At 62.2% G+C, this 25,554-nt stretch carries 24 protein-coding genes; 9 read left to right on the top strand and 15 right to left on the bottom strand.

The annotated features are described in order from the left end of the window. Positions 1 to 2 precede the first annotated feature (2 nt). The 5 genes from QZ656_RS02270 to QZ656_RS02250 form a co-directional block, all read right to left on the bottom strand. Positions 3 to 1,499: an AarF/UbiB family protein gene (locus QZ656_RS02270; RefSeq protein WP_291991859.1), complete on the bottom strand. Its 1,497-nt coding sequence runs from the start codon at positions 1,497 to 1,499 to the stop codon at positions 3 to 5. Between the two features lie 430 nt (positions 1,500 to 1,929). Then, positions 1,930 to 2,562, bottom strand: coding sequence for a hypothetical protein (locus tag QZ656_RS02265; RefSeq protein ID WP_291991858.1), 633 nt, complete (start codon positions 2,560 to 2,562; stop codon positions 1,930 to 1,932). A gap of 465 nt (positions 2,563 to 3,027) precedes the next feature. Beyond that, on the bottom strand, positions 3,028 to 3,633 hold the full coding sequence (locus tag QZ656_RS02260) for a DUF4337 domain-containing protein (RefSeq protein WP_291991857.1): 606 nt from the start codon (positions 3,631 to 3,633) through the stop codon (positions 3,028 to 3,030). A gap of 629 nt (positions 3,634 to 4,262) precedes the next feature. After that, the gene (locus tag QZ656_RS02255) at positions 4,263 to 4,649 is read right to left on the bottom strand and encodes a hypothetical protein (protein ID WP_291991856.1); all 387 of its coding nucleotides are present in this window, start codon (positions 4,647 to 4,649) and stop codon (positions 4,263 to 4,265) included. Positions 4,650 to 5,010: 361 nt separating this feature from the next. Continuing rightward, on the bottom strand, positions 5,011 to 5,634 hold the full coding sequence (locus tag QZ656_RS02250) for a glutathione S-transferase family protein (protein WP_291991855.1): 624 nt from the start codon (positions 5,632 to 5,634) through the stop codon (positions 5,011 to 5,013). Positions 5,635 to 6,276: 642 nt separating this feature from the next. Here QZ656_RS02250 and QZ656_RS02245 point away from each other — a divergent pair. The 8 genes from QZ656_RS02245 to QZ656_RS02210 all read left to right on the top strand — a co-directional run bounded on the left by QZ656_RS02245 (position 6,277) and on the right by QZ656_RS02210 (position 14,041). Next, positions 6,277 to 7,452 (top strand): hydrogenase small subunit, encoded by a 1,176-nt coding sequence (locus QZ656_RS02245; RefSeq protein ID WP_291991854.1) that lies wholly within the window; start codon positions 6,277 to 6,279, stop codon positions 7,450 to 7,452. A 1-nt stretch (position 7,453) separates the two neighbouring features. Then, on the top strand, positions 7,454 to 8,536 hold the full coding sequence (hybA, locus tag QZ656_RS02240) for a hydrogenase 2 operon protein HybA (protein ID WP_291991853.1): 1,083 nt from the start codon (positions 7,454 to 7,456) through the stop codon (positions 8,534 to 8,536). A 2-nt stretch (positions 8,537 to 8,538) separates the two neighbouring features. Beyond that, a complete protein-coding gene (gene hybB, locus QZ656_RS02235; protein ID WP_291991852.1) occupies positions 8,539 to 9,708 on the top strand; it encodes a Ni/Fe-hydrogenase cytochrome b subunit in 1,170 nt (389 codons plus the stop codon). A gap of 42 nt (positions 9,709 to 9,750) precedes the next feature. Continuing rightward, a complete protein-coding gene (locus QZ656_RS02230; RefSeq protein ID WP_291991851.1) occupies positions 9,751 to 11,454 on the top strand; it encodes a nickel-dependent hydrogenase large subunit in 1,704 nt (567 codons plus the stop codon). Next, a complete protein-coding gene (locus tag QZ656_RS02225) occupies positions 11,454 to 11,993 on the top strand; it encodes a HyaD/HybD family hydrogenase maturation endopeptidase (protein WP_291991850.1) in 540 nt (179 codons plus the stop codon). The genes QZ656_RS02230 and QZ656_RS02225 overlap by 1 nt, the downstream gene beginning before the upstream one ends. Beyond that, positions 11,993 to 12,310 carry a HypC/HybG/HupF family hydrogenase formation chaperone gene (locus tag QZ656_RS02220; protein ID WP_291991849.1) on the top strand — a complete coding sequence of 106 codons (318 nt, stop codon included), beginning with the start codon at positions 11,993 to 11,995 and terminating at the stop codon, positions 12,308 to 12,310. The genes QZ656_RS02225 and QZ656_RS02220 overlap by 1 nt, the downstream gene beginning before the upstream one ends. Continuing rightward, positions 12,307 to 12,948, top strand: a complete 642-nt coding sequence (gene hybE / locus QZ656_RS02215) for a [NiFe]-hydrogenase assembly chaperone HybE (RefSeq protein ID WP_291991848.1) — start codon at positions 12,307 to 12,309, stop codon at positions 12,946 to 12,948. The genes QZ656_RS02220 and hybE overlap by 4 nt, the downstream gene beginning before the upstream one ends. A 247-nt stretch (positions 12,949 to 13,195) precedes the next feature. Further along, on the top strand, positions 13,196 to 14,041 hold the full coding sequence (locus tag QZ656_RS02210) for an alpha/beta hydrolase (RefSeq protein ID WP_291991847.1): 846 nt from the start codon (positions 13,196 to 13,198) through the stop codon (positions 14,039 to 14,041). On the opposite strand, the gene msrA is transcribed toward QZ656_RS02210, so the two are convergent. The 7 genes from msrA to QZ656_RS02175 form a co-directional block, all read right to left on the bottom strand. After that, positions 14,025 to 14,573 carry a peptide-methionine (S)-S-oxide reductase MsrA gene (gene msrA / locus QZ656_RS02205; protein WP_291991846.1) on the bottom strand — a complete coding sequence of 183 codons (549 nt, stop codon included), beginning with the start codon at positions 14,571 to 14,573 and terminating at the stop codon, positions 14,025 to 14,027. The two genes, QZ656_RS02210 and msrA, sit on opposite strands and share 17 nt — an antisense overlap. Before the next feature lie 246 nt (positions 14,574 to 14,819). After that, entirely contained in the window at positions 14,820 to 15,926 is a 1,107-nt protein-coding gene (phaC, locus tag QZ656_RS02200; protein ID WP_291991845.1) for a class III poly(R)-hydroxyalkanoic acid synthase subunit PhaC, read from the bottom strand. A 66-nt stretch (positions 15,927 to 15,992) separates the two neighbouring features. Then, positions 15,993 to 17,060 (bottom strand): poly(R)-hydroxyalkanoic acid synthase subunit PhaE, encoded by a 1,068-nt coding sequence (locus QZ656_RS02195; RefSeq protein ID WP_291991844.1) that lies wholly within the window; start codon positions 17,058 to 17,060, stop codon positions 15,993 to 15,995. A 142-nt stretch (positions 17,061 to 17,202) separates the two neighbouring features. Then, on the bottom strand, positions 17,203 to 17,622 hold the full coding sequence (locus QZ656_RS02190) for a MaoC family dehydratase (protein WP_291991843.1): 420 nt from the start codon (positions 17,620 to 17,622) through the stop codon (positions 17,203 to 17,205). A 10-nt stretch (positions 17,623 to 17,632) separates the two neighbouring features. Further along, positions 17,633 to 18,073, bottom strand: a complete 441-nt coding sequence (locus QZ656_RS02185; RefSeq protein WP_291991842.1) for a MaoC family dehydratase N-terminal domain-containing protein — start codon at positions 18,071 to 18,073, stop codon at positions 17,633 to 17,635. A 67-nt stretch (positions 18,074 to 18,140) separates the two neighbouring features. Beyond that, the gene (locus tag QZ656_RS02180) at positions 18,141 to 19,322 is read right to left on the bottom strand and encodes an acetyl-CoA C-acyltransferase (RefSeq protein WP_291991841.1); all 1,182 of its coding nucleotides are present in this window, start codon (positions 19,320 to 19,322) and stop codon (positions 18,141 to 18,143) included. A gap of 61 nt (positions 19,323 to 19,383) precedes the next feature. Next, positions 19,384 to 20,151, bottom strand: coding sequence for a 3-hydroxyacyl-CoA dehydrogenase (locus QZ656_RS02175; RefSeq protein ID WP_291991840.1), 768 nt, complete (start codon positions 20,149 to 20,151; stop codon positions 19,384 to 19,386). 616 nt (positions 20,152 to 20,767) lie between these two features. Between QZ656_RS02175 and QZ656_RS02170 the strand changes: the two genes are divergently transcribed. Beyond that, on the top strand, positions 20,768 to 22,249 hold the full coding sequence (locus QZ656_RS02170; protein ID WP_291991839.1) for a PLP-dependent aminotransferase family protein: 1,482 nt from the start codon (positions 20,768 to 20,770) through the stop codon (positions 22,247 to 22,249). Positions 22,250 to 22,309: 60 nt separating this feature from the next. Here the strand turns inward: QZ656_RS02170 and QZ656_RS02165 are convergent, their stop codons facing one another. Genes QZ656_RS02165 through QZ656_RS02155 form a run of 3 tightly spaced genes read right to left on the bottom strand, consistent with a single transcriptional unit; the run spans position 22,310 to position 25,492 of the window. Next, positions 22,310 to 23,131 carry an ABC transporter permease gene (locus tag QZ656_RS02165; RefSeq protein WP_291991838.1) on the bottom strand — a complete coding sequence of 274 codons (822 nt, stop codon included), beginning with the start codon at positions 23,129 to 23,131 and terminating at the stop codon, positions 22,310 to 22,312. Between the two features lie 12 nt (positions 23,132 to 23,143). Beyond that, positions 23,144 to 24,412, bottom strand: a complete 1,269-nt coding sequence (locus QZ656_RS02160) for an ABC transporter permease (RefSeq protein WP_291991837.1) — start codon at positions 24,410 to 24,412, stop codon at positions 23,144 to 23,146. Positions 24,413 to 24,472: 60 nt separating this feature from the next. Further along, complete coding sequence (locus QZ656_RS02155; RefSeq protein WP_291992111.1) at positions 24,473 to 25,492, bottom strand: ABC transporter substrate-binding protein; 1,020 nt, start codon at positions 25,490 to 25,492, stop codon at positions 24,473 to 24,475. Positions 25,493 to 25,554: the final 62 nt, after the last annotated feature.

Below are 25,554 nucleotides of genomic sequence, written 5' to 3'. Positions count from 1 at the left end.
CCTCAGAGCGCCAATTCGCCACCAGGCCGGCCGCCGCGCCCTCCCCCCAAATAGCGCAGCGTCGTCGCCGGTAGCTCGGCCCAGAGACCGACGAGGTCGGCATTCGAGACGTGGGCGCCGACCGCACGCGAGTCTGCCCAGTTCCAGGGGCGCCGCAACAGCCCCTTGACGAACTGCGAAGCGCCCTGGCGAATGAGGATGCCATCGACCGCCATCTGCTCGGAAACGTCGGCGACGACGCCCGACAGACTCAGCAAGGCCTTGCGAAAGAGCACCACATCTTCGGGAAAGCGCACGGCCGACGTCGATCCCAGTGCATCCAGCAGCGAGGTCATCCAGCCGAAGCCGGGGAATCGACCACCGCGCACCTGCTGCAGCGCCGCCGTGACGGCCACTTGCACGCGCACGACATCGAGCGTCTGGCCGAGCGCAGCGATGGCCGCGCAGACGCGCGCATCGTTAAGCGTCAGCGCGCCCAGACCCAGTTGCACGACCGCCTCGCACTGCGCCTTCGACAGGCGCGCGGTGAGCGCCCAGTCGATGATCGCCAGCCGCCCATCCGGCGTCGCCAGAAGGTTGCCGGCGTGCGGGTCGGCATGAAACAGCGCGCCCGCCTCGCGGCTGCCCCAGAAGGGCTGCGCCAGCACCGCCCTGATGATCCGCTCGGCACGCTGACGCATTTCCTCAGCCGGCAAATTCTGCTCGGTCACCTTGCAGCCATCGACCCTTTCCATGGCCGTGACAAACGGTGTGGAAAAAGGAAACAAACGCGGCACGAGGACATCCGGCGAGCCGGCGTAGAAGTCGCCGGCCTCGCTCAGGTGGGCCTGCTCCTGGTCCAGGCGGACTTCGTTGGCCAGCAGGCGGGCAACCGTTTCCAGCGTATCGCGGTAATCGAGCACCGGCAGGCCATGGTGAACGCAGCGTTCTTCCAGGAATGCCCCGAGGGCCGGCCAGATGGCGAGGTCTTCGTCGAGCCGCTCCAGCACACCCGGCCGCAGAACCTTGAAGACGCCCCGCTGCGCCGGCGTGTTCTTCGCCGGCTGCCAGGCGAAAGGCACGACGACGGCGACACTGCCCTCGGCAAGCGCCTGCCGCCCAATCTGCAAACCGGCGATCGGCCCCACCTCACGTTGCAGCAGCGGCAGGACGGTCGCCAGCGAATCGCTGGGTGCCAGCGTTTCGAGCTCCTGCAAACGCTGGCGCAACTCGCTCGACAGGCGGCGGTCATGCGCCACCACCTGCCCCAGCTTGTGCAAGCTCGGACAGAGACGAAACAGACTGACCACCCGCTGCTCACGGCTGGCGCTACTCGGCAGCGCAAATTGCGCGCCAAGAATGGCCTGCTGGCGAAGCGGTGAGAGCCGCTGGAGGAAAAAGGACAAAGCGTCGGCCACCAGTGGCCGCATGTGCGCGTAGTCCGCAGGCAACAACTCGCAGAGCTGCAGCAAGATCGCCAGCGGATCGCTGCGATGGTCTATGTCGGAGGGGGTGGTCATGATGGGAGAGCGCTGGCGAGCGAGGGGCGATGAGCAAGCGGATGGCCGAATTGTAGCCCGGATGCGCAGCGGGGAGTTCCAGGCGCAGATCTTGGCGGTTGCTGAAGGGTTGAAATGGAAAACGCAAGACGGGTGCATTTGGCCAGCCGCCGGGTGTCGTCGCCGAGTGGTGTTGAACGACAGCTTACGACCCATACGAGACGTTCGACCTGCTACGTTATCGATGGCAGCTATCCGAGGATGAGCCGCCGGTCGCGATTGGGCCGTGGGATTTGGCTTCGCAGAAACGCGCATTGGCCGGTTTCCGAAGCATGGCGCCGGAGTGCGACCGTTTCCGATCTTTCTGATTGAGAGGTCGGGTACTTAAACTACGCTGCATACCTTTTCGTGTAGTGACGGGCGACGGAAACGCGCGAGGTCGAACATGATGTCAGGTTGCTTTGGCTATTGATCCTGGGTTCTGAAGTAGATTCGCTGTTTTTGCTACTTCGGCAGTGATCGCTGATAGCTCAGCATAGGTGAGCGAATGGGCGTAGGTGTGAAAACCGGAGTTCGACATCCACAAAGGAATCGTGTGTTCGTCGTCGCTGCGGTCCGACTTCACCACGTCGGCCCAGTGCTTAACGTTATTCGCCATATCGTATGCGCGTTGAACTTCAGATCCGTCACCGCGCTCGAACACCTCCTTGCCAAATAATCTCTTATAGGTATCGACAAACATCTGAAGATTAAGGAAACACGCTTCCCAGCGAACAATGGCTCCGTAGTAATGCCGAACAGCAGGATAGCAGGGTTTACTTTTTTCAAGAAAAGTGTGTGTCGATTCGCGTGCCTCATGGAAAAACGAAAACTGACCTTGTGCGCGGCTTAGCAGGTTGATTGCCAACTGTCTAGAGTTCCCCGTGAATTTTGGGCCGAACAGGGTGTTTAGGAAGTGATTCGACAGCCAATGCTCTGCTTGTGGGAAAGTCGGGCGAAGATCTGGAATTTCTGCCGATACAAACTCTGCAATGCAAGGAGCAACGTTCCGGTTAAGTAGCGTGGGATTGAAACGAATGATCATCGGAATTAACCTATCTAGCCTGACAGGCACTACCAAACTGGTGCTGGGACTGTTTCCTATCTCGTTGGCGCATTTGCCTGGCGTCTGTATCGGAGTGGGGCCTGCCGATGGTACTACGAAGCCCCCAATCGGGAAATCGCTAACCGAAACTTTGACGGCCGTCACCTATGACTGATAAGCCGGTACCACGATAGTTCTATTGTGAGCGTCGGCTATCAGGGTTGCAGCCGACGCTCATTTCGCAGATTTTAGCAACCAGCGAATGACTCTTGCTGGCCGATAGCACTCCCCCGACGCCTGCGCCGAAAGCAACTCATCGCCAGCTGAGCTCATGTCCGCGACGACAGCGGATGCCACCTGGCAAATCCCTTCCAGTGCTGCCTCTGGCATCGCTGCGAGCCACGCCAGCGACGGGAATTCGAACCGCTCGGCTTCGATGCCTGGCATCCTTGGTTGCGACACGTCTCAGCTCAGTAGCGACGCGAGGAAATCGAGATGGAAGTCGCCGCCGACAAAACCGGAGATTCCCGAAACAAGCCCCACTCCAGCGAACAGCAGAGCGAACCAGACCAGCCAGCTTCGGCGTGTCAGGGCGGCAATACCGAGTACAGCGAGTGCGACAGAAATTCCCGCGTCGGCGATATCGAACTGGTCGTCGTGAATATTCAGTCGATCGTATTCTGCTTCGTAGGCCTCCGCCTGCTTCTTGATTTCGTCCTTGTCGTGTTCGTAACGAGTCGCCTTGTCGCGATAGAAGGCGATTTTCTGGTCCAGCGCGGCGCCAGCCTCCGGGGTCACCGCGGCACCCCGCGCTCGCTCCAGGGTGAACTGATCGACCATGTTCTCGGCGAGCGCTTGCTTGGTGCTCTTGGCCTGGAAATACGACCAGGTGTCGATGCTCCTGGCCTGCGCCTGGGCCATCGCCTGCACGACGTTCCCGTCCTTGACGTTGAATAGCGCCATCACCGTCGCCAGGACGGCCACCAGCGCCGCCACGGTGCTGTTCAGGCGGTCAGAAGGCCGTTCCGCCTTGTCGATGACCTCTTCGATAGATTCCTTGATGTCAGACATTTCAAGCTCCTTGTTGAACAGCAAAACGCCTACAAAAGGTCACGTAGCGCGCCGCCGCCGCGGCGCACTCGATTCTGCGGTACCGCATCTCCCGCGGACGGTAGCATCTCGCGCGCGAGCGGCACTGGGTCCGCACGAGTGACCGGAGCGGCCGCGTTCATCCTACGGACGACGCGCATATTAAGCGAGAATGCGCTTTTGTGAGCGATTCAGCGTTGCCTGGCCAGGGCAATTGCATCAGTGCCAAGGTCCTTGACACCCCGAAATTGTCGTGGTCAAGGAATTCGGACACCCGGATAGCTTGTTATCTGGTATGTGATGCTCAGAGACATTCGGCGGCAGGTAAGCGAGTTTCAAGTGCCAGCGGAGGCTGTTGTAGAAGCCGAGGATGTCGTCGGTCATGAAGAAAAAGGACCAGGCTCGAATACCCATGATCTCCACCGAAGAGAGAAACGTTGCGGTTGCAGCCTCATTGCACGATGAGCAACGGCAGGTCCGGAAGACGGATGTGTGGACAGCATGGCATGCCGTGAGTATATAGCTAATTGAGCCTGGCCCTTTTTTACCTTCCAAACGAACGGTACAGATCGTGGCTTCGCACGATCTAACCGTATTCGTTGGGCGTAGATTTACCTGGCATTGAATTCATAGGAACAACGAGAACTTTGTCCTTTGAATGGAATTCCCTTATTGCTGGCATCAAACGACATGGCAATCCCGGTGTCTTTGCATCCATCCCATACAAGACCCGAATCCGTCATCTTGGCCTCTGATTTGCACGCTCCGCGTCCATAGTTACTGATGTCGACGACGATCTTTTCACCGTCTTCCCGAAAGGTGACAAAAGACCGCCCAGTTGAGCCTCCGCAATTCCAGTCAACGTTGAAGCCGCTGGGGTTTAGAAGCGCTTGTCTCTCTGTCAAGCGAGCCCCTCCGGAACTCTCTCCAGATTCCTGACCACGAGCGAAGGATATGGATAGCGTAACCACAGCTAAAACCGTCAAGATGAACTTCATTTCTGTATCTCCTCAAGCTTGGGCTGGAAATTTAGGGCGCTCCAGCTTCGCCCAACTTTGCTATCGGAAGCAGTTTCGCCGAGAAAATTCGGCGCCGGCTGCCCAACTCGGCACCCCGCAGCGCGCTGGAAGACGCTTCTCAGCAGACTTCCGCTCACACGGCTGTCGCTTCAACAGGGTACTGAATTTTGGCGAAAAGCAGCATTTCGTAGGCACGGCGATAGCATTCAAGCACACACCTGGAACGCTTAAACGCTGCTCTTGGCAACCGTCCTCAGCGGCCGTTCCTGTCCGAAAGATGCTCGCAAGGACGTAAGAAAAAGGCAACCAATCATCCGGCGGCTGTTGAACCGTTATTGCCTCACGACGAACCGAAACTTGCGTAATATTGCGCAATGGCAGGAAGTTTGGCGACACTGTTCATATAATTGTTGAGTTTCGGCGCCACCGTTTCGACCAAATCGCTCGGGATGTGATCCAGTTTCCCGGAACTCAGCCAACGCAGGATAACGAAGGCTTTGAGGTCGGCGATGGTCAGGCGATTGTCCGCAAGAAACTCGCCGCCGTGGCTTTCAAGTTGCTGCTGCAGCCATCGCAAATACGTCGGTAAGGCGTCTGCTACCAGCGCGTCACGAGCACTTTTCAGGTCGTCTCCGGTCTTCCCGAACGTTGCCCCAAGTTTCGCGTTTATATCTTCCAGCGCACCCATGACTTCGTCACACAACAAGGCCTGGAAATCGTCTTCGGGATACAGCCCGGACAGCTTCCCGACATAACGCGTGATCGCGTCGCTTTGCGTGATCTGCAAGTCATTGACGTGAAGCGTCGGAACCTGATTCAGGGGGGTCGTCTTGCGGACTTCAGCAAAATCGCTGGGCGCAAAACGATAGTCTTCAAACGGAACTCCGCCGATATGCATCGCCAGCCGAGCAGGTTCCGCCCGTCCGCCGGGGAAGTCGAAATAGGTCAGCTTCAGTTTATTCATTTGTCGCCTTTCTGAGGTATCCAGTCGGGGAGGAGCATTAAGCAAGCCGCCAGAAGCGGTCGCACGGGGCAGCGTTCGACCGCCGAAAGCCAAACCTGGCTGCACTGCTCGGCGGCTTGCCATTCGAGCGTGTACGCGATCTTGTTACGGTGATTTGGGTCAGTGTCGAAATGCAATCGAGAGGCTTTACGACGCTGAAATGACGGCGCCGATTCTATCCTGAAATTTGGCGCGTCGGCTTTCCTGTGTGAATCGCCGCGCTCTCCTCATCGCCGCTAGCCGCGTTCGTTGATCGTAGCGCAAGGCGGGCAGCGACGAGTAATCGAGCTTGCCGGGGGCGGTTTGGACCGCGCAAACGCCTGCTTCGCTGTGCGAGCCGAGACGGACTGGCGGCGGCGCGCTGCCGTCAGGCTTCGACGACTCTTCAGTGGAAAGCATGTTTCCAATTCGCGCGCCGAGCGGAAAGATGCTTCTCTTTATGGTCGCTACCCGCTCACGCCATGTCACTAATTTATTGGCGCATTGTGAACTGGCACGCTTCTTGTTATCCCTTGCTCTGTCAAGGCCTCGGTCGTTCGGGGCGTGGCGCCGCCAAATAGCCGACTTTGGTCGGGCAGGGACAACGAGACAGGGAGCAGGAAAATGGCCAGTACCGGTCTGCTGAAGCTGGAAAGTGATGCGAAGATCGCCGACGCGAGCAGGCGACTCGGTATGCCACGGCGCGAGTTCCTGCAGTTCTGCGCGACGGTGGCCGCCGGTCTCGGCTTGCCGCCGGGAGCCGAGGCCGCTGTCGCCGAGGCGGTGGCGACCAAGAAGCGGCCGTCGGTGATCTGGCTGCACTTCCAGGAATGCACCGGCTGTACCGAGTCGCTGTTGCGCGCCGAGCATCCGACGCTGGAACGTCTGATCCTCGACGTGATCTCGCTCGATTATCACGAGACGCTGTTCGCTGCTGCCGGCCATCAGGTCGAACAGGCACGCAAGAAAGCGATGGCCGACAACAAGGGCGCCTATGTGCTGGTCATCGAAGGCGCCATCCCGACGCGCGACGGCGGCATCTACTGCAAGATCGGTGGCCAGACGGCGATCGAGCTGGCCAGGGAATGCGCCGCCGATGCGGCCGCGGTGATCGCCATCGGATCGTGCGCCAGCTGGGGTGGCATGCCATCGACCGACCCCAACCCGACCGGTGCTTCCGGCGTTGCCGAGGTGCTCGGCAAGCCGGTGGCGACGATTCCGGGGTGTCCGCCGAACCCCTACAACTTCCTGTCGACGGTGGTGCACTTCCTGACCTTCGGCGCGCTGCCGCCGGTCGATCAACTCGGTCGGCCGCAGTTCGCCTACTCCCGCCTGGTCCATGAAAACTGCGAGCGGCGGGCGCACTTCGACGCCGGCCGCTTTGCGATGAATTTCGGCGACGAGGGGCATCGGAAGGGTTATTGCCTCTACAAGCTCGGTTGCAAGGGGCCGGAAACCTACGCCAATTGCCCGACGATTTTGTTCGGTGACGCCGGCGCCGGCACCTGGCCGGTCGGCTGCGGCCACCCCTGTATCGGCTGTACCGAACAGGGCGTCGGTTTCACCAAGCCGATCCACATGCTGGCGAAAGTCAGGAATGTCGAGCCACCGCAACAATATCCGCGCATCGTCGAGGAACAGGGCGTCGGCGCCACCATGGGCTCGGCGGCGACTCTGGCAGCGGTAGCAGGCGCGGCAGCCGGCGCCGGTGCGATGGTCGCGCGCAATCTGGGCGTCTCGCACCAGCAGGCGGAAGAGGCCGAACGCGCGCGCACGGCCAGCGAGAAAACGGAGGCCTGAGATGGCTCGCAAGATCTCTGAACGCGTTGGCGACGACAAAGATCGTCGCCAGTTTCTCAAGGGCTGCCTCGGCGCCGCCGGAACGGCCGTCGCCGCCAGCGTCGTCAGTACGCCAGCCGCGGCCCGCGACACCTATCAGCGCCCGCCAGACGCCCTCGGCCTGCTCTACGACGCGACGCTGTGTATCGGCTGCAAGGCCTGCGTGGCGGCGTGCAAACAGGCCAACGACAACCCGCCGGAATTCTCGACGCTCGACCATCTGTGGGATACACCGCTGGACACCAGCGGCCACACCTTCAACATCATCAAGATGTACCGCCACGGCACGATGAGCACCAAGGACGCCGAAGAAAACGGCTACGCGTTCATGAAGACCTCGTGCATGCACTGTGCCGACCCGTCTTGCGTTTCGGCGTGCCCGGTGACGGCGATGACCAAGGATCCGACGACCGGCATCGTCGCCTACAACCCCGAGGCGTGCGTCGGCTGCCGCTACTGCGTCGTCGCCTGCCCCTTCGGAATTCCCAAGTACCAGTACGACTCGCCGACCGGCCAGATCGGCAAGTGCGAACTGTGCCGGCACCGCTACAAAGACGGCCATTACTCGGCGTGCGCCGAAGTCTGCCCGACCGGCGCGACGCTTTACGGCCGCAGCAGCGACCTGCTGGCCGAAGCCAAACGCCGCCTGGCGCTGCCGGCCGGCAGCGTCACCACCTACCCGCGCGGCAGCATCAATGGTGGGCCCGACCAGAGTTACGAAGGCTACGTCGGCCATTACCAGCAACACGTCTATGGCGAGACCGAGTACGGCGGCACGCAGGTGCTGAAGCTCTCGGCGGTGCCTTTCGCGAAGGTCGGCATGCCCAACTTGCCGCCCAAGTCGTCGGCGGCGACGTCGGAGACGATCCAGCACACGCTTTACGGCGGCCTGCTGATGCCCTTCGCCGTCCTCGGTGCGATGACCTATGTCGCCAAGCGCAATGTTCATCATGACGACGATGACGGCCGCCACGCCGAGGAGCCGATAGAAAAGCGGGTAGAAAAACCGGCAGAACAGCGGCCAGAACAGCCAAAGAAGGAGTGATCATGAGCGCTCAGTCACACGCCAAACCGGCAGCCGTTGGCGGCAGCCTGTTCAATGCCACGACGCTGATCTGCGGCGTGCTGATCGCCGTCATGGCGGCGATCGTCCTGGTCCGTCTCGTTTTCGGCCTCGGCGCGACGACCAATCTCAACGACGGTTATTCCTGGGGTATCTGGGTGGTCGTCGACGTCTTCATCGGCTCGGCGCTGGCCTGCGGCGGCTTCTCGGTGGCGCTGCTGGTCTATATCTTCAACAAGGGTGAGTACCATCCGCTGGTGCGACCGGCGCTGCTCGGCAGCCTCTTCGGCTATACGCTGGCCGGAGCGGCGATCACCTTCGACCTCGGTCGCTGGTGGAACTTCTGGCACATCTTCTGGCCCGGATACTTCAACGTCAACTCGGTGATGTTCGAGGTCGCGGCGTGCATCACGCTGTACATCATCGTCATGTGGATCGAGTTCTCGCCGGTTTTTCTCGAGAAGCTCGGCCTGCACGATGCGCGCAAGAAGCTGGAAAAGATCCTGTACATCTTCATCGCCCTCGGCGTCGTCCTGCCGATGATGCACCAGGCGTCGCTGGGAACCATGCTGGTGGTCATGGGCGGGCAGGTCAACGCGCTCTGGCAGACGCCGATGCAACCGCTGCTGTACCTGCTTTCGGCAATCACTCTGGGCTATGGCGTGGTGCTTTTCGAGTCCTGCGTCGCGGCATCGGCGTACCGCCGGCAGATCGAGGTGCAGATGCTCAATCCGCTGGCCAGGGTGATGCTCGGGATCATGGCGGTCTACCTGCTGGTGCGTTTTGCCGACCTGGCCGTCCGCGGCGTCCTTGGCCAGGCCTTCCAGCTGAATGGCATCGCCCTCACCTTCTGGATCGAGAACGCCTGCTACATCGCGCCCTTCCTGCTGATCGGCACGGTCGCGGCGCGGCGCAATCCGGCGCGGCTGTTCCTGGCCGGCGTCGCGGTCATGCTCGGCGGCATCCTGCTGCGCCTCAATGGCTTCCTGATCGCTTTCGATACCGGGCCGGGCTGGACCTACTTCCCGTCGGTTCCGGAACTGCTGGTGACCATCGGCGTCTTTGCCGCCGAGATCCTCGGCTACATCATCATCACCCGCCGCTTCCCGGTCTTGCCGCGCGAAGAGGCGTACGCGCAGCCGGCGCACGGCTAACTCGCGGCTTTCCCGCTAGCGCTCATTTCAGGAGACAAGAACATGTCGCAACGAGTCACGATTGATCCGGTCACGCGAATCGAAGGCCACTTGCGAGTCGACGTCGAGGTCGACGGCGGTCAGGTCAAGAAGGCCTGGGCGTCGGGACAGATGTGGCGCGGTATCGAGACCATCCTGATCGGCCGCGACCCGCGCGACGCCTGGGCGATCACCCAGCGCATCTGCGGCGTGTGCACGACGGTTCATGCCATCGCCTCGGTGCGCGCCGTCGAGAACGCGCTGCAGATGGAAATCCCGATCAACGCCCAGTACATCAGGAACATGATCATCCTGGCACACGCCGTACACGACCATATCGTGCACTTCTACCACCTCTCGGCGCTCGACTGGGTTGACGTCACCAGCGCGCTCAAGGCCGACCCCGGCAAGGCCGCTGCTCTGGCCGAAAGCCTGTCGAGTTGGCCGGGCAACAGCAAGGCCGAATTTACCCGCGTCAAGGAGCGCCTGAGCGGCTTTGTCGGTACCGGCCAGCTCGGCATCTTCACCAACGGCTACTGGGGCCACCCGGCGATGAAGCTGCCGCCGGAGGTCAACCTGATCGCCGTCGCGCACTACCTGCAAGCGCTGGAAGTGCAGCGGCACGCCAACAAGATCGTCAGCATCCTCGGCGCCAAGACGCCGCATATCCAGAACGTCGCCGTCGGCGGCGTCGCCAACGCGCTGTCGGTCGATTCGCAGTCGGTGCTGACCGTCGAACGCCTGCTGGCGGTCAAGGGCTGGATCGACCAGCTCAGCGATTTCGTGAAGAACGTTTACCTGATCGACGTCGCGGTGATCGGCGGCTTCTACCCCGAGTGGACGGCAATCGGCCGCGGCATTGTCGACTATGTTTCGGTCCCGGACATCCCGCTCGACGGCAAGAACACGAAGTTTGCCCTGCCCGGTGGCCATATCGCCGCTGGCGACCTCGCCAGTTTCAGGGAAATCAAGACCCACGACGACGCCTATTTCAAGGACGGCGTCGCCGAATCGGTCAAGCATTCGTGGTACCAGGGCGGCAAGGGCCCCTTGCATCCCTACAAGGGCGAAACCGTTCCGCAGTACACCGACTTCCAGGAAGACGGCAAGTACTCGTGGCTCAAGTCGCCAACCTTCTACGACAAGCCGATGCAGGTCGGGCCGCTGCCGCGCGTCCTGGCGATGGTTGCTGCCGAGCATCAGGCGACGATCGCCTACGCCACGCAGGCGCTCGATCTGGTGTCCGCCGTCGCCAAGACCAAGGTCGGTCTCGACGCGCTGCACTCGACGATCGGCCGGCACGCGGCGCGCGCCGTCGGTTGCGCGGTGCAGGTCGACGAACTCGCCCGACAGTGGGATCTGCTGCTCGCCAGCATGGCCAGCGGCGATCTGAAAACCTTCAACAAGCCGGAGTTCCCGAAGGGCGAGATCGCCGGCGTCGGCCTCCACGAAGCGCCGCGCGGCGTTCTCTCGCACTGGGTGGTGATCGACAACGGCAAGATCAAGAACTACCAGTGCGTCGTGCCGACGACGTGGAATGCCGCGCCGCGCAACGAAGCCGACGCCCCCGGCGCCTACGAGGCGAGCCTCGCCGGAACACCCGTGGCGATTGCCGATCAGCCGCTCGAAGTGCTGCGCACGGTACACTCCTTCGACCCCTGCCTGGCCTGCGCGGTACATGTTGTCGATCAGGAAAAACGCCCGGTGGTCACGGTCAGGGCCTTGTGATGTCCCCGGCCAGAGGCACTTGCACCGGGCGTGTCGTCGTTCTCGGCGCCGGCAACCTGCTGTTGAGCGATGAAGGGCTTGGCGTTCGCGCCATCGAGCGCCTGCCGCTGGCCTACGTGCTGCCGCCGCAAGTCGAGATCATCGACGGCGGCACCTGCAGCATGGAAATGCTCGAGGATCTCGAGGGTCTCGACGCGCTGATCATGGTCGACGCGATTCGTTCCGGCCAAGCGCCCGGAGCGCTGCTCCGCCTCACCGGCGACGCCGTCCCGGTCTTCTTCAGGACCAAGCTTTCGCCGCACCAGATCGGCCTGTGCGACGTCCTGGCAACGCTCGAACTGCTCGGACGGGCGCCGAAATATACCGCCATTCTCGGCGTCGAACCACAGTCACTGGCGCTCGGAATGGAGCTCAGCCCGGCCGTCGAAGCCGTCATGCCAACGCTGCTGCGAATGGTCGTTGACGAACTCGCCGGGCTGGGACTACAAGGGTTCGGACGGAAATTTCGCGCCTCGCCGCTGGCGGCCGAGGTCGCGTGATGTGCCTGTCGATCCCGATGCAGGTCGTCGCGCTGGAGGGTGACGGCGGCGACTGTGACTACGCCATCGTCGAGCGGCAACACGGCGGCGGCCTGCGTCGCGAACGCGTGAATATGATGCTCATCGGCGCACAGCCGATCGGCACCTGGATCCTGGCCTCGCTCGGCTTCGCCAAGGAGGTCATAGCCGACGACGAGCGGGCGCTGATCGAAGACGCACTGGCGGCAGTCGCCGCTGCACTGGACGGCGATTACGACCCGGCCGCGCATTTTTCCGACCTGACCAACACGCCTTCGGGCCGGAGCAATCGACAATGATCAATGGCATTCGCAAGGCCGCCATGCAGGCGCCGCAACCGCTGGCCGCCAAGCCGCTGGTCGACGACCCGACGGCGCGCCTCGAAGCGATGTACCGCCGCATCTGGATCGACAGCATGCGCGACCTGCCCTTCGTCAACCTCGCCCTGTCGGTCGAAGCGATCGGCTTTCGCCGCTGGCGCCCGGCGAGTTCGCTTTCCGCCGCTGCTGACTCCACTCGCCTGCCGGCGAGCACCGCCAACGGCCGTCTTTCTGGCAGCGGCGACTGGGTCGGCGCGCTGATCACGCCCTGGTTCATCAATCTGATGGTCTTGCCCGGCGGCGGCGAGCTGTGGTCCGACCGGCCCGCCGGTGAGCGTTGTCACATCGATTTCCCGATCGGGCCGCTGGAGTTCATCGCCGACAACGACGCGGCGGCCGAGATTCCGGCCTACCAGTACTGTCCGCTGTTCGCGCCACCCGGTCACTTTGCCTCGCAGGCCGCCGCGCGCGCCGCGGCGATGGCCGCCCTCGAGGCGATGTTCGCCACGCCAGAAGCCGCCTGCGCCGCCGCGCGGCTGGCCGCCGCCGAGCAACCCCAACGCGCCAGCCGCCGCAGCTTCATGCGCCGCATCGCCAGAAGCCAAGCGCGCGACTGAGCGCTTCGTCGCCGCCGCGCCGGGCCTGGCGCGCCAGCGCACTCAGCCGCCGGCGGCCGGCGATTCGAGCCAGACGACAGCCAAAGTGCTGCAGCTCGTCCAGGTTGCGTCAGACCGGCATCGACGCCGCGGATAGCGTGCTCGAAGCGCTGCAAAGCCTGCCTCCCTACCCGTTCCATTACTTGCCGGATGGCAATTCCAGTTGCCTTGCGCACGGGCTTGTGACACGCTCGCGGCTTTCCCTAGCTTGTCCGATCCGATGACGCATTTCTTTGCCGATGACGGCGAAAAGATCCATGTGCAGGTCTCCGGCAATGGCTCGCCGATCCTCATGTTGCACGGCTGGACCGCCAGCCACCGCGAATGGCAGCCTTTTCTCGAACAACTGACACCTCACCATCGCGTCCTGCGCTGGGACGCCCGCGGCCACGGTGGCCATCGCCTGCTGACCGACACCGTGCCGACCGTGCAACGCATGGCGCAGGACCTGCGCAACCTGATCGACCACTACGCGCTCGATGAGCTGGTGGTCGTCAGCCACTCGATGGGCGCCTTGACGCTCTGGCAGTACATCGAGCAGTACGGCTGCAGAAACCTGCGCAAAGTCACCTTCATCGATCAATCGCCAAAACTGCTGACTGACGACAACTGGGCGAATGGCATCTACGGCGACTTCGACCGCGAACGCTCGGACGCCTTCCTGAAGCATCTCGAAGACGACTTCGCCGAATCGGTCCTGCGACTCGGCGGCACGGGGCTGAACGATCGCGCCCGGCAGAAGTACCAGGAAAACTCGCGCGGCCTGGAGAAGGCGCGCCAGTGGCTCAGCGCGCAGGATCCGCTACCGCTGATCGCCTGCTGGGAAAGCCTTGCCGAAGCCGACTACCGGGCGACTCTCGAGAAGATCGACATCCCGGCGCTCCTGGTCTACGGCGGCGCCAGCAATTACTATCGCGGCGAGACCGCCCACTACGTCAAGAACCGCATCGCCGGTGCCATCCTGCGCATCTACGAAGGCAGCGACCATTCGCCGCACCAGTGGGAGCGCGAGCGCTTTGTCAGCGACCTGCGCGAATTTATCGATTCACCTTGAGGCGGCTGGCAAACTTCTTGCGAAACTTCGCCAGCTTGGGGCTGACGACAACCTGGCAGTAACCCTGCTCGGGGTTGCGGGCAAAGTAGTGCTGGTGCGACGACTCGGCGACGAAGAAGTGGGGCGCCGGCAGCAGCTCGGTCACTATCCGACCATCCCACAAGCTCGCCTGATCGAGCTCGGCGATCAAGGCCGCCGCCACCTGTTGCTGCGCGGCCGAATGATGGAAGATCACCGAACGATACTGGCTGCCGACGTCATTGCCCTGACGGTTCAGCGTCGTCGGATCGTGAATCGCAAAGAAAACTTCCAGGATCTCGCGATAAGTGCAGCTGGCCGGATCGAAAGCCACCTGGACGACCTCGGCGTGGCCGCTCCGGCCACCGCATACGGCGGCATAGCTGGGGTTCTCGAGCTGCCCACCGCAGTAACCCGAAACTACCGCCTCGACGCCAAGCATCTGCTCGAACACCGCTTCCAGGCACCAGAAGCAACCGCCGCCCAGGGTTGCCATCTCCTTGTTTGATTCCATCTTCTTCTCCTCTGCGCATTCTTGCGTCAAACCGGCGAAACGTGCTGTAGCAGCGGAGTCAGCGCCGCGTGCGCCGCCTCGGTGGCGCGACTTCCACAGTAACATCAGCCGGTAAACGGCAGGTGGGAACACGCTTGGCGACATCCTGCTGCTGATCAGGTTAGCAGCAGGGTAGTCGGCCAAGCGTGCTCCCACGCTGACTTCAGACGAACTGGCGTCCGCACGGACACCAGCTTGCTACAGGACTCAGGCGTTACGGTCGCGCAGCCACTTGCCGACCGTCGGCGCCAGCACCTTTTGCGACAGGCCGCCGGTGTAGATACCGATGTGGCCGGTTGCGATGGCGAACTCGGTGTAGTCCTTGCTGCCGACGTGCTTGCCGAGGGCAACCGTGCATGGCGGCGGCACGATGTGGTCCTTCTCGGCGAAGATGTTGAGGATCGGCGCCGTCAGATTCTTCAGGTCGACCTTGCGGCCACCGACTTCAAGGGTGCCCTTGACGAGCTTGTTGCCCTTGAGGAAGTCGCGGACGAACTCCTTGAACATCTGACCACCAGCGTCGGGCCCACCGAACAGCCACTTTTCCATGCGCAGGAAGTTCTGCACGGCCTTCGGGTCGTCGAGGATATCAACCACGTCGGCGTACTTGCCGTAGTTCAGGATGAACGGCGAGGCCATCATGAACGACTCGTTGAGCACCGTCGCCGGCACGTTGCCGTGCACAGCGACCATCTGCTCGACGTCGGCTTCGCCGCCCATGGTGAACATCAAGCCCTCGTGAGGCTTGTGATTCGCCTTGTAAGCGTCGAAGTCAATCGGCGTAACGGTCAGGACCAGGTGGCTGATCTTCTCCGGATTGAGCGTCGCATAGGTGGTTGACATGGCGCCACCCTGGCAGATGCCCAACAGGGCAATCTTGTCGACGCCATGGTACTGACGAATGAAATCAATGGTGTCGTCGAGGTAACCGTTGATGTAGTCGTCGATGGTCCGATACTTGTCGACCGGACGCGGGTAGCCCCAGTTGTTCAGGTAGACGTCGATACCTTCGTTCAGCAGATTACGAACCAGCGAACGATCGGGTTGCAGGTCGGCCACTTCGTAGCCGTTGATCAGCGGCGGCACGATGAGCAGCGGCGTCTTCATGACCTTGGCCTGCTCGACGAGCGCGTGGTAATGGTAAACCTCGATCCCGTCCTGCGCGAAGATGACATCCTTCGGCGTGCTGCCGATGTCGATATCGTCGTCGGTCATTTTGGTGAGATTGCTGATGCCCTTGGTGAGCTTCGCGTTCAGGGCGGCGGTTTCCGCGGCGATGTCGGCGGGAAGAATCTGTATTGGAAATGAAAACATAGGGGTAGCGTCCTCCTAAAGGTCTATTAGCTAATCAGCCGGATCACAAGATTCGCGCGGCTCTGCTTACTCGCTCTTGGCACGACGCGCCGCGGTGGTACGAGCGGCAGGCTTGGCTGCTGCGGTCGCGGGCAAGGCCTTCTTGAGCATGCGGACCTCCCTCTTGAGGTCGTGGATCACCTGATAGGTTTCGTCCAGCTCGCTGCGCGTGGGCATATCGAGGTCGCGGAAAATGTCCTCGACGACAGCGCGTTTTGCCAGCTTGAACGCATGCTGAGCCTTGGTGAAATTGTTTTGCGTGTCGAGGAATTCCTGCTTGTTGAAGGTCACCAGCAGGGACTTGTCGGCGGTGCTGTACCAGAGACTCATCAGCTGGCGCACGGCGGTGATCTTGTCGCCTTTGGCAGCAACTTTGCCAAGTTCGTCCACGGTCGCTTCGACAGCCGTGGCGAGCGCCTCGGCGAAGCGCTTGTGAAACGCCAGACTGGTATTGCGCAGATCAACGACCGAGTCGACCAGCCGCAAGGTTTTGGCGTGCTTCTCGCGCGATGCACCAAAAAGCGGAATCTGACCGACACCGGCGACGGCGCCGACATCGCCTTCCATCGACAGCAGGCGATTGAGGCCTGCCGTGCCACCGAGCATGGCCTCGCCGAAGTGACCCGACGAAGCCGCCTGCATCAGGAACGACAGCCAGGGACCCATCGCCTCGGGAACGTCCTTGCCCATCGTGCTACCCAGACTCGCGAGGTGCGAACCCATACCCATGCTGCGCTGGAGCATGGCCGTCGATTCCTTGGCCCACTGGTCAGCAAAACCCTTGAGGTCGGGACGCCAGTCCTTGTTGGCCTCAAGGTTCGGCGCCACGACCTTCATCGACCGGAAAAAGAAATCCATCACCCGGGTCATTGCGGTCTGGCTGCCGGCCATACGCTCCATAAGCGCCTTCGCCGCGTCATTGCCACCCTTGGTGGCCGCTTCAACGCCTTTCTTCACTGCTTCAACGGGGCCTTCCTTGGCGCTGCCTGGGAGATTCTGCAGCATACCGGCCCAGTCGCTCATCATGCGCTTCTGCATATCAGCCCAAGCGTTGACGACGCCGCCTAGTTGCTCATTCGGATTATTGCTTTCCACTCGTTTGATCTCCTTCCAGTGTGTCGGACACGCCTACCGTGACGCCGGGCGGATGCCCATCGGTAGACAAAGTGCTCTACAACTAAACAGCGGCCGTCCGAAGACGGCCGCGATCATGCAGTCGTACTGGCGACTTGCCTTGTCACGCCAGTGCAACCACCGCATCTGCCTTGTGCTTGGCCTCACCCTGCTCGTTGGCGCAGGTCAACTCGAGACGCACACATTTCTCGCCATTCTGCTCCAGCTTCTCGACCACTTTGCCGGTGCAGACCATGCTCTCGCCGATCCAGGTGATCGCCGTAAAGCGCACGCCGAAACTGCGGATCGCACCCTGCGGCACCCATTGCGTCAGCAGACGGCCGAGGTAGGCCATGCCCAGCATGCCATGCGCGAAGACATCCTTCATCCCCTTCGAGCGGACGTAGTCCTGGTCGAGGTGCAGAGGATGGTGGTCGCCCGAGCCGGTCGCGTAGAGCGCCAGAGTAAGACGCGACACCGGTTCCGTAGTGAACGAAGGAATCTCGTCACCGACGTTGAGTGCCTCAAAATTCGGTATTGTCATCGACTTTCCCCTATGCCCTGATGACGATCACGGTGCGCAGATCGCACACGGCTTCGCCTTGCCGGCTGACCTTGACATCCTTGACGATGAACTGCAAAGCGCCGTTCTTCTTGTCGTAGATATCGGTCACCTGTCCGTCGAAATCCAGCGTATCGCCCGAATAGACCGGTTTGTGATACGTGAAAATCTGCTCGCCGTGCAGCATCTTGGCGAAGTCACAGCCCATGGTCGCGATGTAGTCAAAAGGCTCATCCTTGTCCATGTCCATGCAGAAAAAGAAAGTCGGCGGCACCAGAACGCCCGGCAGTCCGGCCTTGCTGGCGGCGGCTTCGTCGAAATAGATCGGGTTCGTTTCTCCGGTGGCCTTGGCGAACCACTTCAGTTGCCACGCCGTCGGTGTTACCGCGTGTGGCGGCACTTTCATGCCTATGTGTTTCTTGTCAATCAACATCCGATTCACTCCTTGCCCACCCCGCAACCTCAGGTCAGCGGGGTGGGAATTCTCGTTGGCGACTCGATCAGAGAACTTCGATGGCAATAGCCGTTGCTTCACCGCCACCGGCGCAGAGGCCGGCAATACCGCGCTTGAGGCCACGCGCCTTGAGCGCGTACAGCAAGGTCACGAGAATCCGCGAACCGGTGGCGCCAATCGGATGGCCGAGAGCGCAAGCGCCGCCATTGACGTTGACCTTGTCGCGCGACAGTTTGAGGTCGCGCATCGAAGCCATGGTCACCGCCGCGAAAGCTTCGTTGATCTCCCAGAGATCGACGTCCTCGGCCTGCCAGCCAAGCTTCTTCAACAGGTTCTGGAAGGCAAACACCGGCGCCGTGGTGAACCACGACGGATCGTGCGCAAACGTCGAGTGGCCGACGATGCGGGCCAGCGGCGTGATTCCGGCGGCCTTGGCATCCGATTCACGCATCATCACGAAGGCTGCTGCGCCGTCGGAAATCGACGACGAGTTGGCCGGCGTACAGCCGCCGTCCTTTTTGAAGACCGGCTTCAGCTTCGAGATCTTCGACACGTCGCATTTCATCGGCGTTTCGTCGAGCTCAACCACGGTGTCACCCTTACGGGTGCTGACCGTCACCGGTGCGATTTCGTCCTTGAAGACGCCGCTGGTCACGGCATTCTGCGCCAGGGTCACCGATTCGACGGCAAAGGCATCCATTTCCTCGCGCGTGAAGGCGTATTTTTCGACGCACAGCTCGGCAAACACGCCCATCGGCTTGCCTTTTTCGTAGGCATCCTCAAGGCCGTCGAGGAACATGTGGTCGTGCAGCACGCCATTACCGAGACGGTAACCCGAGCGGGCGGTGGTCAGCACGTGCGGCGCGTTGGTCATCGACTCCATGCCGCCAGCGATGGCGATGTTGACCGAGCCGGCGAGCAGCTCGTCATGCGCGATCATGACCGTTTTCTGCGCTGAACTGCACATCTTGGTCAAGGTGGTACACGGGATCGACGTCGGCAGACCAGCGCCGAGAACAGCCTGGCGAGCAGGTGCCTGGCGGACACCGGCCATCAGGCAGCAGCCCATCAGGGCCTCGTCGATATCTTCGACCTTGACGCCAGCCTGCTCGACAGCGGCCTTGATCGCGACGGAGCCGAGTTGCGGCGCGGTAACGCCGGCAAACTGGCCCTGGAAGGCACCCACTGGCGTACGCTTGGCACCTACGATGACAACTGATTCACTCATGCTGCACTCCTTTTTTGCAACGGCTATTATTGCCGGATTGAAGTTCGCGACTTGCTGGGGATTACTTCGAGGCCATCCGGATGGAACCATCAAGGCGGATCACTTCGCCATTCAGGTAGCCGTTCTCGCAGATGTGCTGCACCAGCGCGGCGTATTCGGCGGGCTTGCCGAGACGCGATGGGAACGGGACCATCTGGCCGAGCGAATCCTGCGCAGCCTGCGGCAGACCTTTGAGCATCGGCGTCTCGAAGATTCCTGGAGCGATGGTCATCACACGGATGCCGTGTGCGGCCATTTCGCGCGCTACCGGCAAGGTCAGACCGACGACGCCAGCCTTCGAACAAGCATAGGCGGCCTGGCCAATCTGACCATCGAAAGCAGCAACCGAAGCGGTATTGACGATGACACCGCGCTCGCCGCCCTCGTTCGGCTGGTTCTTGCTCATCGCTTCGGCGGCCAGACGGATCATGTTGAAGGTGCCGACCAGGTTGATGCTGACGACGCGGGCGAAGGTCGCCAGATCGTGCGGGCCGTCGCGGCCGAGGACTTTCTTGGGTGGCGCGACGCCGGCGCAGTTGACCAGTCCGTGCAGTCCGCCGAATTCCTTGACCGCCAGTTCGATCGCCGCCCGGGCGCTCGCCTCGTCGGTCACATCGGTCTTGGCAAAACGCGCGTTGGCGCCGAGCTGCGCGGCCTGCGCTTCACCAGCGGTGGCATCGATGTCGACGATGACCACTTTGCCACCCTGTGCTACCAGATTGCTCGCTGTTGCCGCACCCAGCCCGGAACCCGCGCCCGTTACGACAAATACACTTCCGTTGATTTGCATACTTACCCCCAAAAAAATATCGCGACATCACGCGATGTCGCGCTACTGGTCCATGCCGACGTCGATCGTTACGACCCGACATCGTCACAGGAAAAGCCGGCCCGCTTGCTGAACCGCGGGTGTCCCGCTGACGCTGAACAACTCCTGCCAGGCAGCAGGAATAGCCTCGTCCCACACGCTCCGCCGCGTTTATCGCAACCGTACTCGTTCAGCCCTGGCGGCGAGCAATCCCGGCATTGTCGATTGGCGAGCGCTACCGAGTCAAGCTCTGGGCCGAAGACGAACCGATTTGACGATCGAAATGGCTGCTGCTTGCCGCTCGGTGCCCTGCGCCGTGCGCTATGCGGCGCTGCAACATCGCCGGGACAAATCCGCCGGCTGGTGCGTGGCACGTGAAAGTCGTGCAAAACGCCCTCGGCAGTTGATGACAGCCCGCTAATTGGTCATACTAACGCCCGCCAATTCGAGCAATGGAGAAGACCAATCGCCGGCAACGCTGATGACTGGTCGAAACACCACAAATCATGAACGCCATCACCATTTCGCTCAAGACGCCGTGCGCATTGCGGCTGACACGCCGAAATCATTCCACATGACTTTCACATTAAGGGAACCGATGGAACAAGGCTTGATCGCCGAGTTGCTGCAGCAGTACGTGGACCGGCAGGCGCCGACCGTCAAGCTACGCGTTCGCGTGTACCTGGCGCTGCGGCACGCGATCATCGACCGCAGCCTGTCGCCGGGTACCAAGCTGCCGTCGACGCGCGCCCTCGCCAGCGAACTCGGCATGGGCCGCAATACCGTCGTCCGGGCCTATGAACAACTGCTGGTGGAGGGCTATCTGGAAGGCCGCATCGGCGACGGCACCTACGTCTCGGAGGCGGTCTCCAGCGGCCTCAAGGCGCCCGCCCAGAGGCCGCCGGTGGACGCCGGTCGGCAGACCTTGTCGCACCGCGGCCGGGCGGTTGCCGCCAGCGTCTGCAGCAGCATCGTCCAGCGCGGCGCCTTCATGCCCGGCATTCCGGACGTCGACCTTTTTCCGTTCAGCATCTGGCGCCGACTGCTCGCCAAGTACCTGCGCGTCGAGCAATCGCACCTGCTCAACTATTCGCACACCGCCTACGGCCCACTCCGAGTCGCTCTCGCCAGCTACCTGCGCATCACGCGTATGATGCACGTCGATCCCAAGCAGGTGGTGATCGTCAACGGTTCGCATCAGGCCATCGACCTCTGCGCGCGGATGCTCGCCGACCACGGCGAGCGCGCCTGGATCGAGGATCCCGGCTACTGGGGGGCGCGCAACGTCCTCGCCGCCGCCGGCCTGCAGGTGACGCCGATCCCGGTCGACGAAAAAGGCATCGCCCCGACGATCGTCGATTGGTCGCTGCCGCCGCGCCTGATCTTCACCTCGCCGTCGAGCCAGTATCCGACGGGTACCGTGCTCTCGCTCGAACGCCGCCTGCAACTGCTCGAACGCGCCGACATCGCCGACTCGTGGATCATCGAGGACGACTACGACAACGAACTGCGCTACCACGAACGCCCGCTCGCCTCGCTGTTCGGCCTCTCCGACAAGCAGCGGGTGATCTATCTCGGAACCTTCAGCAAGGTCATGTTCCCCGGCATGCGCCTCGCTTACCTGGTGGTTCCAGAAGGCCTTATCGACGCCTTCGTCACCGGCACCTCCGAGCTGCATCGTGGCGGCCGCCTACCCGAGCAGGCGGCGCTTGCCGAATTCATCGACGAAGGCTATTTCACCTCGCACGTCAAGCGCATGCGCGGCGTCTACGCCGAGCGCCGTGATGTCCTGAAGGAGGCGATGCACGCGCACCTCGGCAACGCCGTTTCACCGTCCGGCGGGCATGGCGGCCTGCAACTGCTCTATCGCTTCCACCAGGCGCTGGACGACGAACGCATTGCCGCCGACGCGCTGGCCGAAGGCATCATTTGCCGCCCCTTGTCGATGTACTACCTCGATCGCGAACAGCGGCAGCCCGGACTGAATCTCGGTTTTGCCGCCGTCCCGGCTGAACGCATCGGGCCGGCAGCGGCGACGCTGGCGGCGATTATCGAGCGCCATCTGGGACGATCTCGGTAAGCCGGCGGGCATTACGCCGATACCGCCAGTCCGCCCATAGGCAACGCGACCGAGTCGCCGCTAGCCGCCGCTACGCAGGCGCTCCGAACGGCCGCGCAGCCATTCCAGCGCGAGCAGCATGAGGACCGCGAAAAGCGTCAGGATGGTCGCCACCGCGGCGATCGCCGGACTGATGTTCTCGCGGATCCCGGAGAACATCTGCCGCGGCAGCGTCGTCTGCTCGGGGCTCGCCAGGAACAGCGTGACAACGACCTCGTCGAAGGAAATTCCGAAGGCGAACAGGCCGCCCGAGATCACCCCGGGCGCGACCAGCGGCAAGGTCACCCGGAAGAAGGCAGTGAGCGGATTGGCGCCGAGACTGGCGGCGGCGCGCACCAGGTTGTAGTCGAAGCCCTGCAGCGTGGCGCTGACGGTGGTCACCACGAAGGGCACGCCGAGCGCTGCATGCACGAGGATCAGGCCGAGGTAGCTGCCCGACAGGCCGATCGGCGCGAAGACCAAATAGGTGGCGACGCCGACGATGACCACCGGCACGACCATCGGCGAAATCAGAATCGCGGTGACCAGTGCCTTGCCGGGGAAATCCACGCGCGTCAGGCCGATCGACGCCAGCGTCCCGAAAACCATCGCCAGCAGCGTCGCGAAAGGCGCCACGATCAGGCTGTTCTTCAGCGCGTGAATCCAGGTGTCGGAGAAGAAGAACTCCTCGTACCAACGCAGCGAGAAGCCCGACATCGGGTAGATCAGGAACGAATCCGAATTGAACGACAGGGGAATGATGACCAGGATCGGGATCACCAGGAACAGCAGGATCAGGCCGCAGCCGATGCGGAAAACGTAGTACCAGATCCGTTCGGGCAGCGAGGCATAGGCGGGAATCATGATCGGCTCCGGTCAGCGGGGTTTGGCGCCGGAGCTGGCGCTGCCGACCAGGCGGTTATAGACAAAGTAGAGGATCATCGTCGCCACCAGCAGCACCGCCGAGAGCGCCGCCGCCATCCCCCAGTTGGTCGTCTCGTTGGTGTAGAAGGCGACAAAGTAGCTGGCCATCTGCTCCTTCGGGCTACCGAGCAAAGCCGGCGTGATGTAGTAACCCATCGCGATGATGAACACCAGCAGGCCGCCGGCCGCGACGCCCGGGACGGTCATCGGGAAATAGACTTTCCAGTAGCTCCGGAACGGCGGGCAACCGAGCGAAACCGCCGCCCGCAGGTAGGTTGGCGAGATTCCCTTCATGACGCTGTAGAGCGGCAGGATCATGAACGGCAAGAGGATGTGCACCATCGCGATGTACACCCCGATGCGGTTGAAGACCAGCTGCAGCGGCTGGTCGATGATCCCCAGCGAGATCAGCCCCATGTTGATCAGGCCGCCCTGCTGCAGCAGGACGATCCACGCCGCGACGCGCACCAGGATCGACGTCCAGAAAGGTAGCAGGACGAAGATCATCAACAGGTTGGAGACCCGCGACGACTGCGTGGCGAGCAGGTAGGCCACCGGATAACCGAGCGCCAGACACCAGATGGTGACGATCAGGCTCATCCAGAAGGTGCGCGCGAAGATGTCGACGAAGATCGACGACAGCGGGTCGGCCTGGGTGATATCACCAGCGCCGTCGCGGTACATGTCGAGCGCCGCCAGCAGGAAGTAGTCGGTGTAGGCGCGGCCGTTACGGGCGATCAACTGCCAGGTGGCGAGCTCGCCCCACTGCGGGTCCATTTCCAGCAAGGCTTGCCGGGGCGCGACGCCAGGCTCGAGCGGCATCTTGCGCGCGCTGTTCATGAACAGCGAGCGAAAGCCCGGTTCTTCCATGTTCAGGCGTTTGGCCGCCACGGCCAGCGTCCGGCTGCCCTTGTTCTCGGTCAGATCGGCGACCAGCGCCGCGAAAACGGCGTCGCCGGGGAGCGCCTGGCGGTCCCAGCCGGCGAGCGCGTGCAGCGTTTGCGGCAGCGCTTCGGGGACCTCGGGGTTTTCGACGCTGCGCATCAGCAGCGCGCCAATCGGCCACAGAAAGGTCAGCAGCAGGAACAAGGCCAGCGGCGCGATCAGGGCCCCGTACTTCAGCTTCTTCAAGCGCTCGGCGCGGCGCAGTTGCGTCTTGAGCGGCAGCGCCGTCGTGTTCGGGGGTCCGGATACGGTGGCGCTGCTGGCGTTGGCGCTCATCCTGCTTTCCTTTCGTCAGCCACCCCGGAGCGATCGCCCCGGGGAAATGCCGCAGGCGCTCTACCTGGCGGCCCAAGCGTTGAAGCGCTGCTCGAGGTCTTCGCCGTGCTCAACCCAGAACGAGGTGTTGCTGGCCATCGCCGTCTTGGCGTTGGCCGGCGCCGTCGGCAACTCGGCGGCTACCGCTGGCGGGATTTGCGCCATCGCCTTGAGGTTGGTCGGTCCATAGGGAATCTCGCTGGAATAGACCTTCTGATGGTCCGCTTTGCCGACCGTCGCCAGGAACTTGTAGGCCGCGTCGCGCTGCGCGACGCCGACCGGAAGAGCGAAGAATTCCACGTCGTAGATGTTGCCGGTCCATACGATCTTCAGGTTTCGGCCTTCCTGCTGGGCAGCGGCGATGCGGCCGTTGTACGCCGAACTCATCACCACGTCGCCGGAAGCGAGCAACTGCGGTGGCTGCGCGCCGGCCTCCCACCACTGGATTTGCGGCTTGATCTGGTCGAGCTTCTTGAAGGCGCGTTCGACACCGGCTTTGCTGCCGAGCACCTTGTATACGTCGGCGGGCTTCACACCATCGGCCATCAGCGCGAATTCGAGGGTGAATTTGGCGCCCTTGCGCATGCCGCGCTTGCCGGGAAATTTCTTCAAATCCCAGAAATCGGCCCACGATGTCGGCGCGGTCTTGAGGTTGTCGGCGTTGTAGGCGAGCACCGTAGACCAGACGAAGAAACCAAAACCGCACTCGCGAATCGCCGAGTCGAGGTAATCCTTCTTGTTGCCGATCTTGCTGTAGTCGAGCTTCTCGTAGACGCCTTCCTCGCAGCCGCGCGCGAGTTCGGGCGATTCGACCTCGACGACGTCCCAGGTGACGTTCTTGGCGTCGACCATGGCCTTGATCTTGGCCTGCTCGCCGTTGTATTCACCCTGCACGATGCCGATTTTGGTGTCCCTGGTAAAGGGTTCGTAAAAAGCCTTCACCTGCGCTTTCTGGTTGGTGCCGCCAAAGGAAATCACCGTCAGGTCGGCGTGGGCCGCGCCCATCGTCGCCATGCCGATGGCCAGGGCCAGGCACTTCATCGTCGATTGCTTCTGTTTCATCTTTGTCACCTCCGTTGATTGTCGTTACAGTCGCTACCACT

It is taken from the genome of Candidatus Accumulibacter sp. ACC003, from assembly GCF_907163085.1.
In the GTDB taxonomy this organism is placed as follows: Bacteria; Pseudomonadota; Gammaproteobacteria; order Burkholderiales; family Rhodocyclaceae; genus Accumulibacter.
This window is presented reverse-complemented; position numbering and strand designations above follow the sequence as displayed.

What these genes read in the sequence shown, in the direction of transcription:
- QZ656_RS02185 (WP_291991842.1), bottom strand. Translation starts at nt 18,073, where the DNA reads ATGTTGATTGACAAGAAACACATAGGCATGAAAGTGCCGCCACACGCG.
- hybB (WP_291991852.1), top strand. Translation starts at nt 8,539, where the DNA reads ATGAGCGCTCAGTCACACGCCAAACCGGCAGCCGTTGGCGGCAGCCTG.
- QZ656_RS02265 (WP_291991858.1), bottom strand. Translation starts at nt 2,562, where the DNA reads ATGATCATTCGTTTCAATCCCACGCTACTTAACCGGAACGTTGCTCCT.
- QZ656_RS02245 (WP_291991854.1), top strand. Translation starts at nt 6,277, where the DNA reads ATGGCCAGTACCGGTCTGCTGAAGCTGGAAAGTGATGCGAAGATCGCC.
- msrA (WP_291991846.1), bottom strand. Translation starts at nt 14,573, where the DNA reads ATGGAATCAAACAAGGAGATGGCAACCCTGGGCGGCGGTTGCTTCTGG.
- QZ656_RS02250 (WP_291991855.1), bottom strand. Translation starts at nt 5,634, where the DNA reads ATGAATAAACTGAAGCTGACCTATTTCGACTTCCCCGGCGGACGGGCG.
- hybA (WP_291991853.1), top strand. Translation starts at nt 7,454, where the DNA reads ATGGCTCGCAAGATCTCTGAACGCGTTGGCGACGACAAAGATCGTCGC.
- QZ656_RS02230 (WP_291991851.1), top strand. Translation starts at nt 9,751, where the DNA reads ATGTCGCAACGAGTCACGATTGATCCGGTCACGCGAATCGAAGGCCAC.
- QZ656_RS02190 (WP_291991843.1), bottom strand. Translation starts at nt 17,622, where the DNA reads ATGACAATACCGAATTTTGAGGCACTCAACGTCGGTGACGAGATTCCT.
- QZ656_RS02255 (WP_291991856.1), bottom strand. Translation starts at nt 4,649, where the DNA reads ATGAAGTTCATCTTGACGGTTTTAGCTGTGGTTACGCTATCCATATCC.
- QZ656_RS02155 (WP_291992111.1), bottom strand. Translation starts at nt 25,492, where the DNA reads ATGAAGTGCCTGGCCCTGGCCATCGGCATGGCGACGATGGGCGCGGCC.
- hybE (WP_291991848.1), top strand. Translation starts at nt 12,307, where the DNA reads ATGATCAATGGCATTCGCAAGGCCGCCATGCAGGCGCCGCAACCGCTG.
- phaC (WP_291991845.1), bottom strand. Translation starts at nt 15,926, where the DNA reads ATGTTTTCATTTCCAATACAGATTCTTCCCGCCGACATCGCCGCGGAA.
- QZ656_RS02160 (WP_291991837.1), bottom strand. Translation starts at nt 24,412, where the DNA reads ATGAGCGCCAACGCCAGCAGCGCCACCGTATCCGGACCCCCGAACACG.
- QZ656_RS02260 (WP_291991857.1), bottom strand. Translation starts at nt 3,633, where the DNA reads ATGTCTGACATCAAGGAATCTATCGAAGAGGTCATCGACAAGGCGGAA.
- QZ656_RS02270 (WP_291991859.1), bottom strand. Translation starts at nt 1,499, where the DNA reads ATGACCACCCCCTCCGACATAGACCATCGCAGCGATCCGCTGGCGATC.
- QZ656_RS02175 (WP_291991840.1), bottom strand. Translation starts at nt 20,151, where the DNA reads ATGCAAATCAACGGAAGTGTATTTGTCGTAACGGGCGCGGGTTCCGGG.
- QZ656_RS02180 (WP_291991841.1), bottom strand. Translation starts at nt 19,322, where the DNA reads ATGAGTGAATCAGTTGTCATCGTAGGTGCCAAGCGTACGCCAGTGGGT.
- QZ656_RS02225 (WP_291991850.1), top strand. Translation starts at nt 11,454, where the DNA reads ATGTCCCCGGCCAGAGGCACTTGCACCGGGCGTGTCGTCGTTCTCGGC.
- QZ656_RS02170 (WP_291991839.1), top strand. Translation starts at nt 20,768, where the DNA reads ATGGAACAAGGCTTGATCGCCGAGTTGCTGCAGCAGTACGTGGACCGG.
- QZ656_RS02220 (WP_291991849.1), top strand. Translation starts at nt 11,993, where the DNA reads ATGTGCCTGTCGATCCCGATGCAGGTCGTCGCGCTGGAGGGTGACGGC.
- QZ656_RS02165 (WP_291991838.1), bottom strand. Translation starts at nt 23,131, where the DNA reads ATGATTCCCGCCTATGCCTCGCTGCCCGAACGGATCTGGTACTACGTT.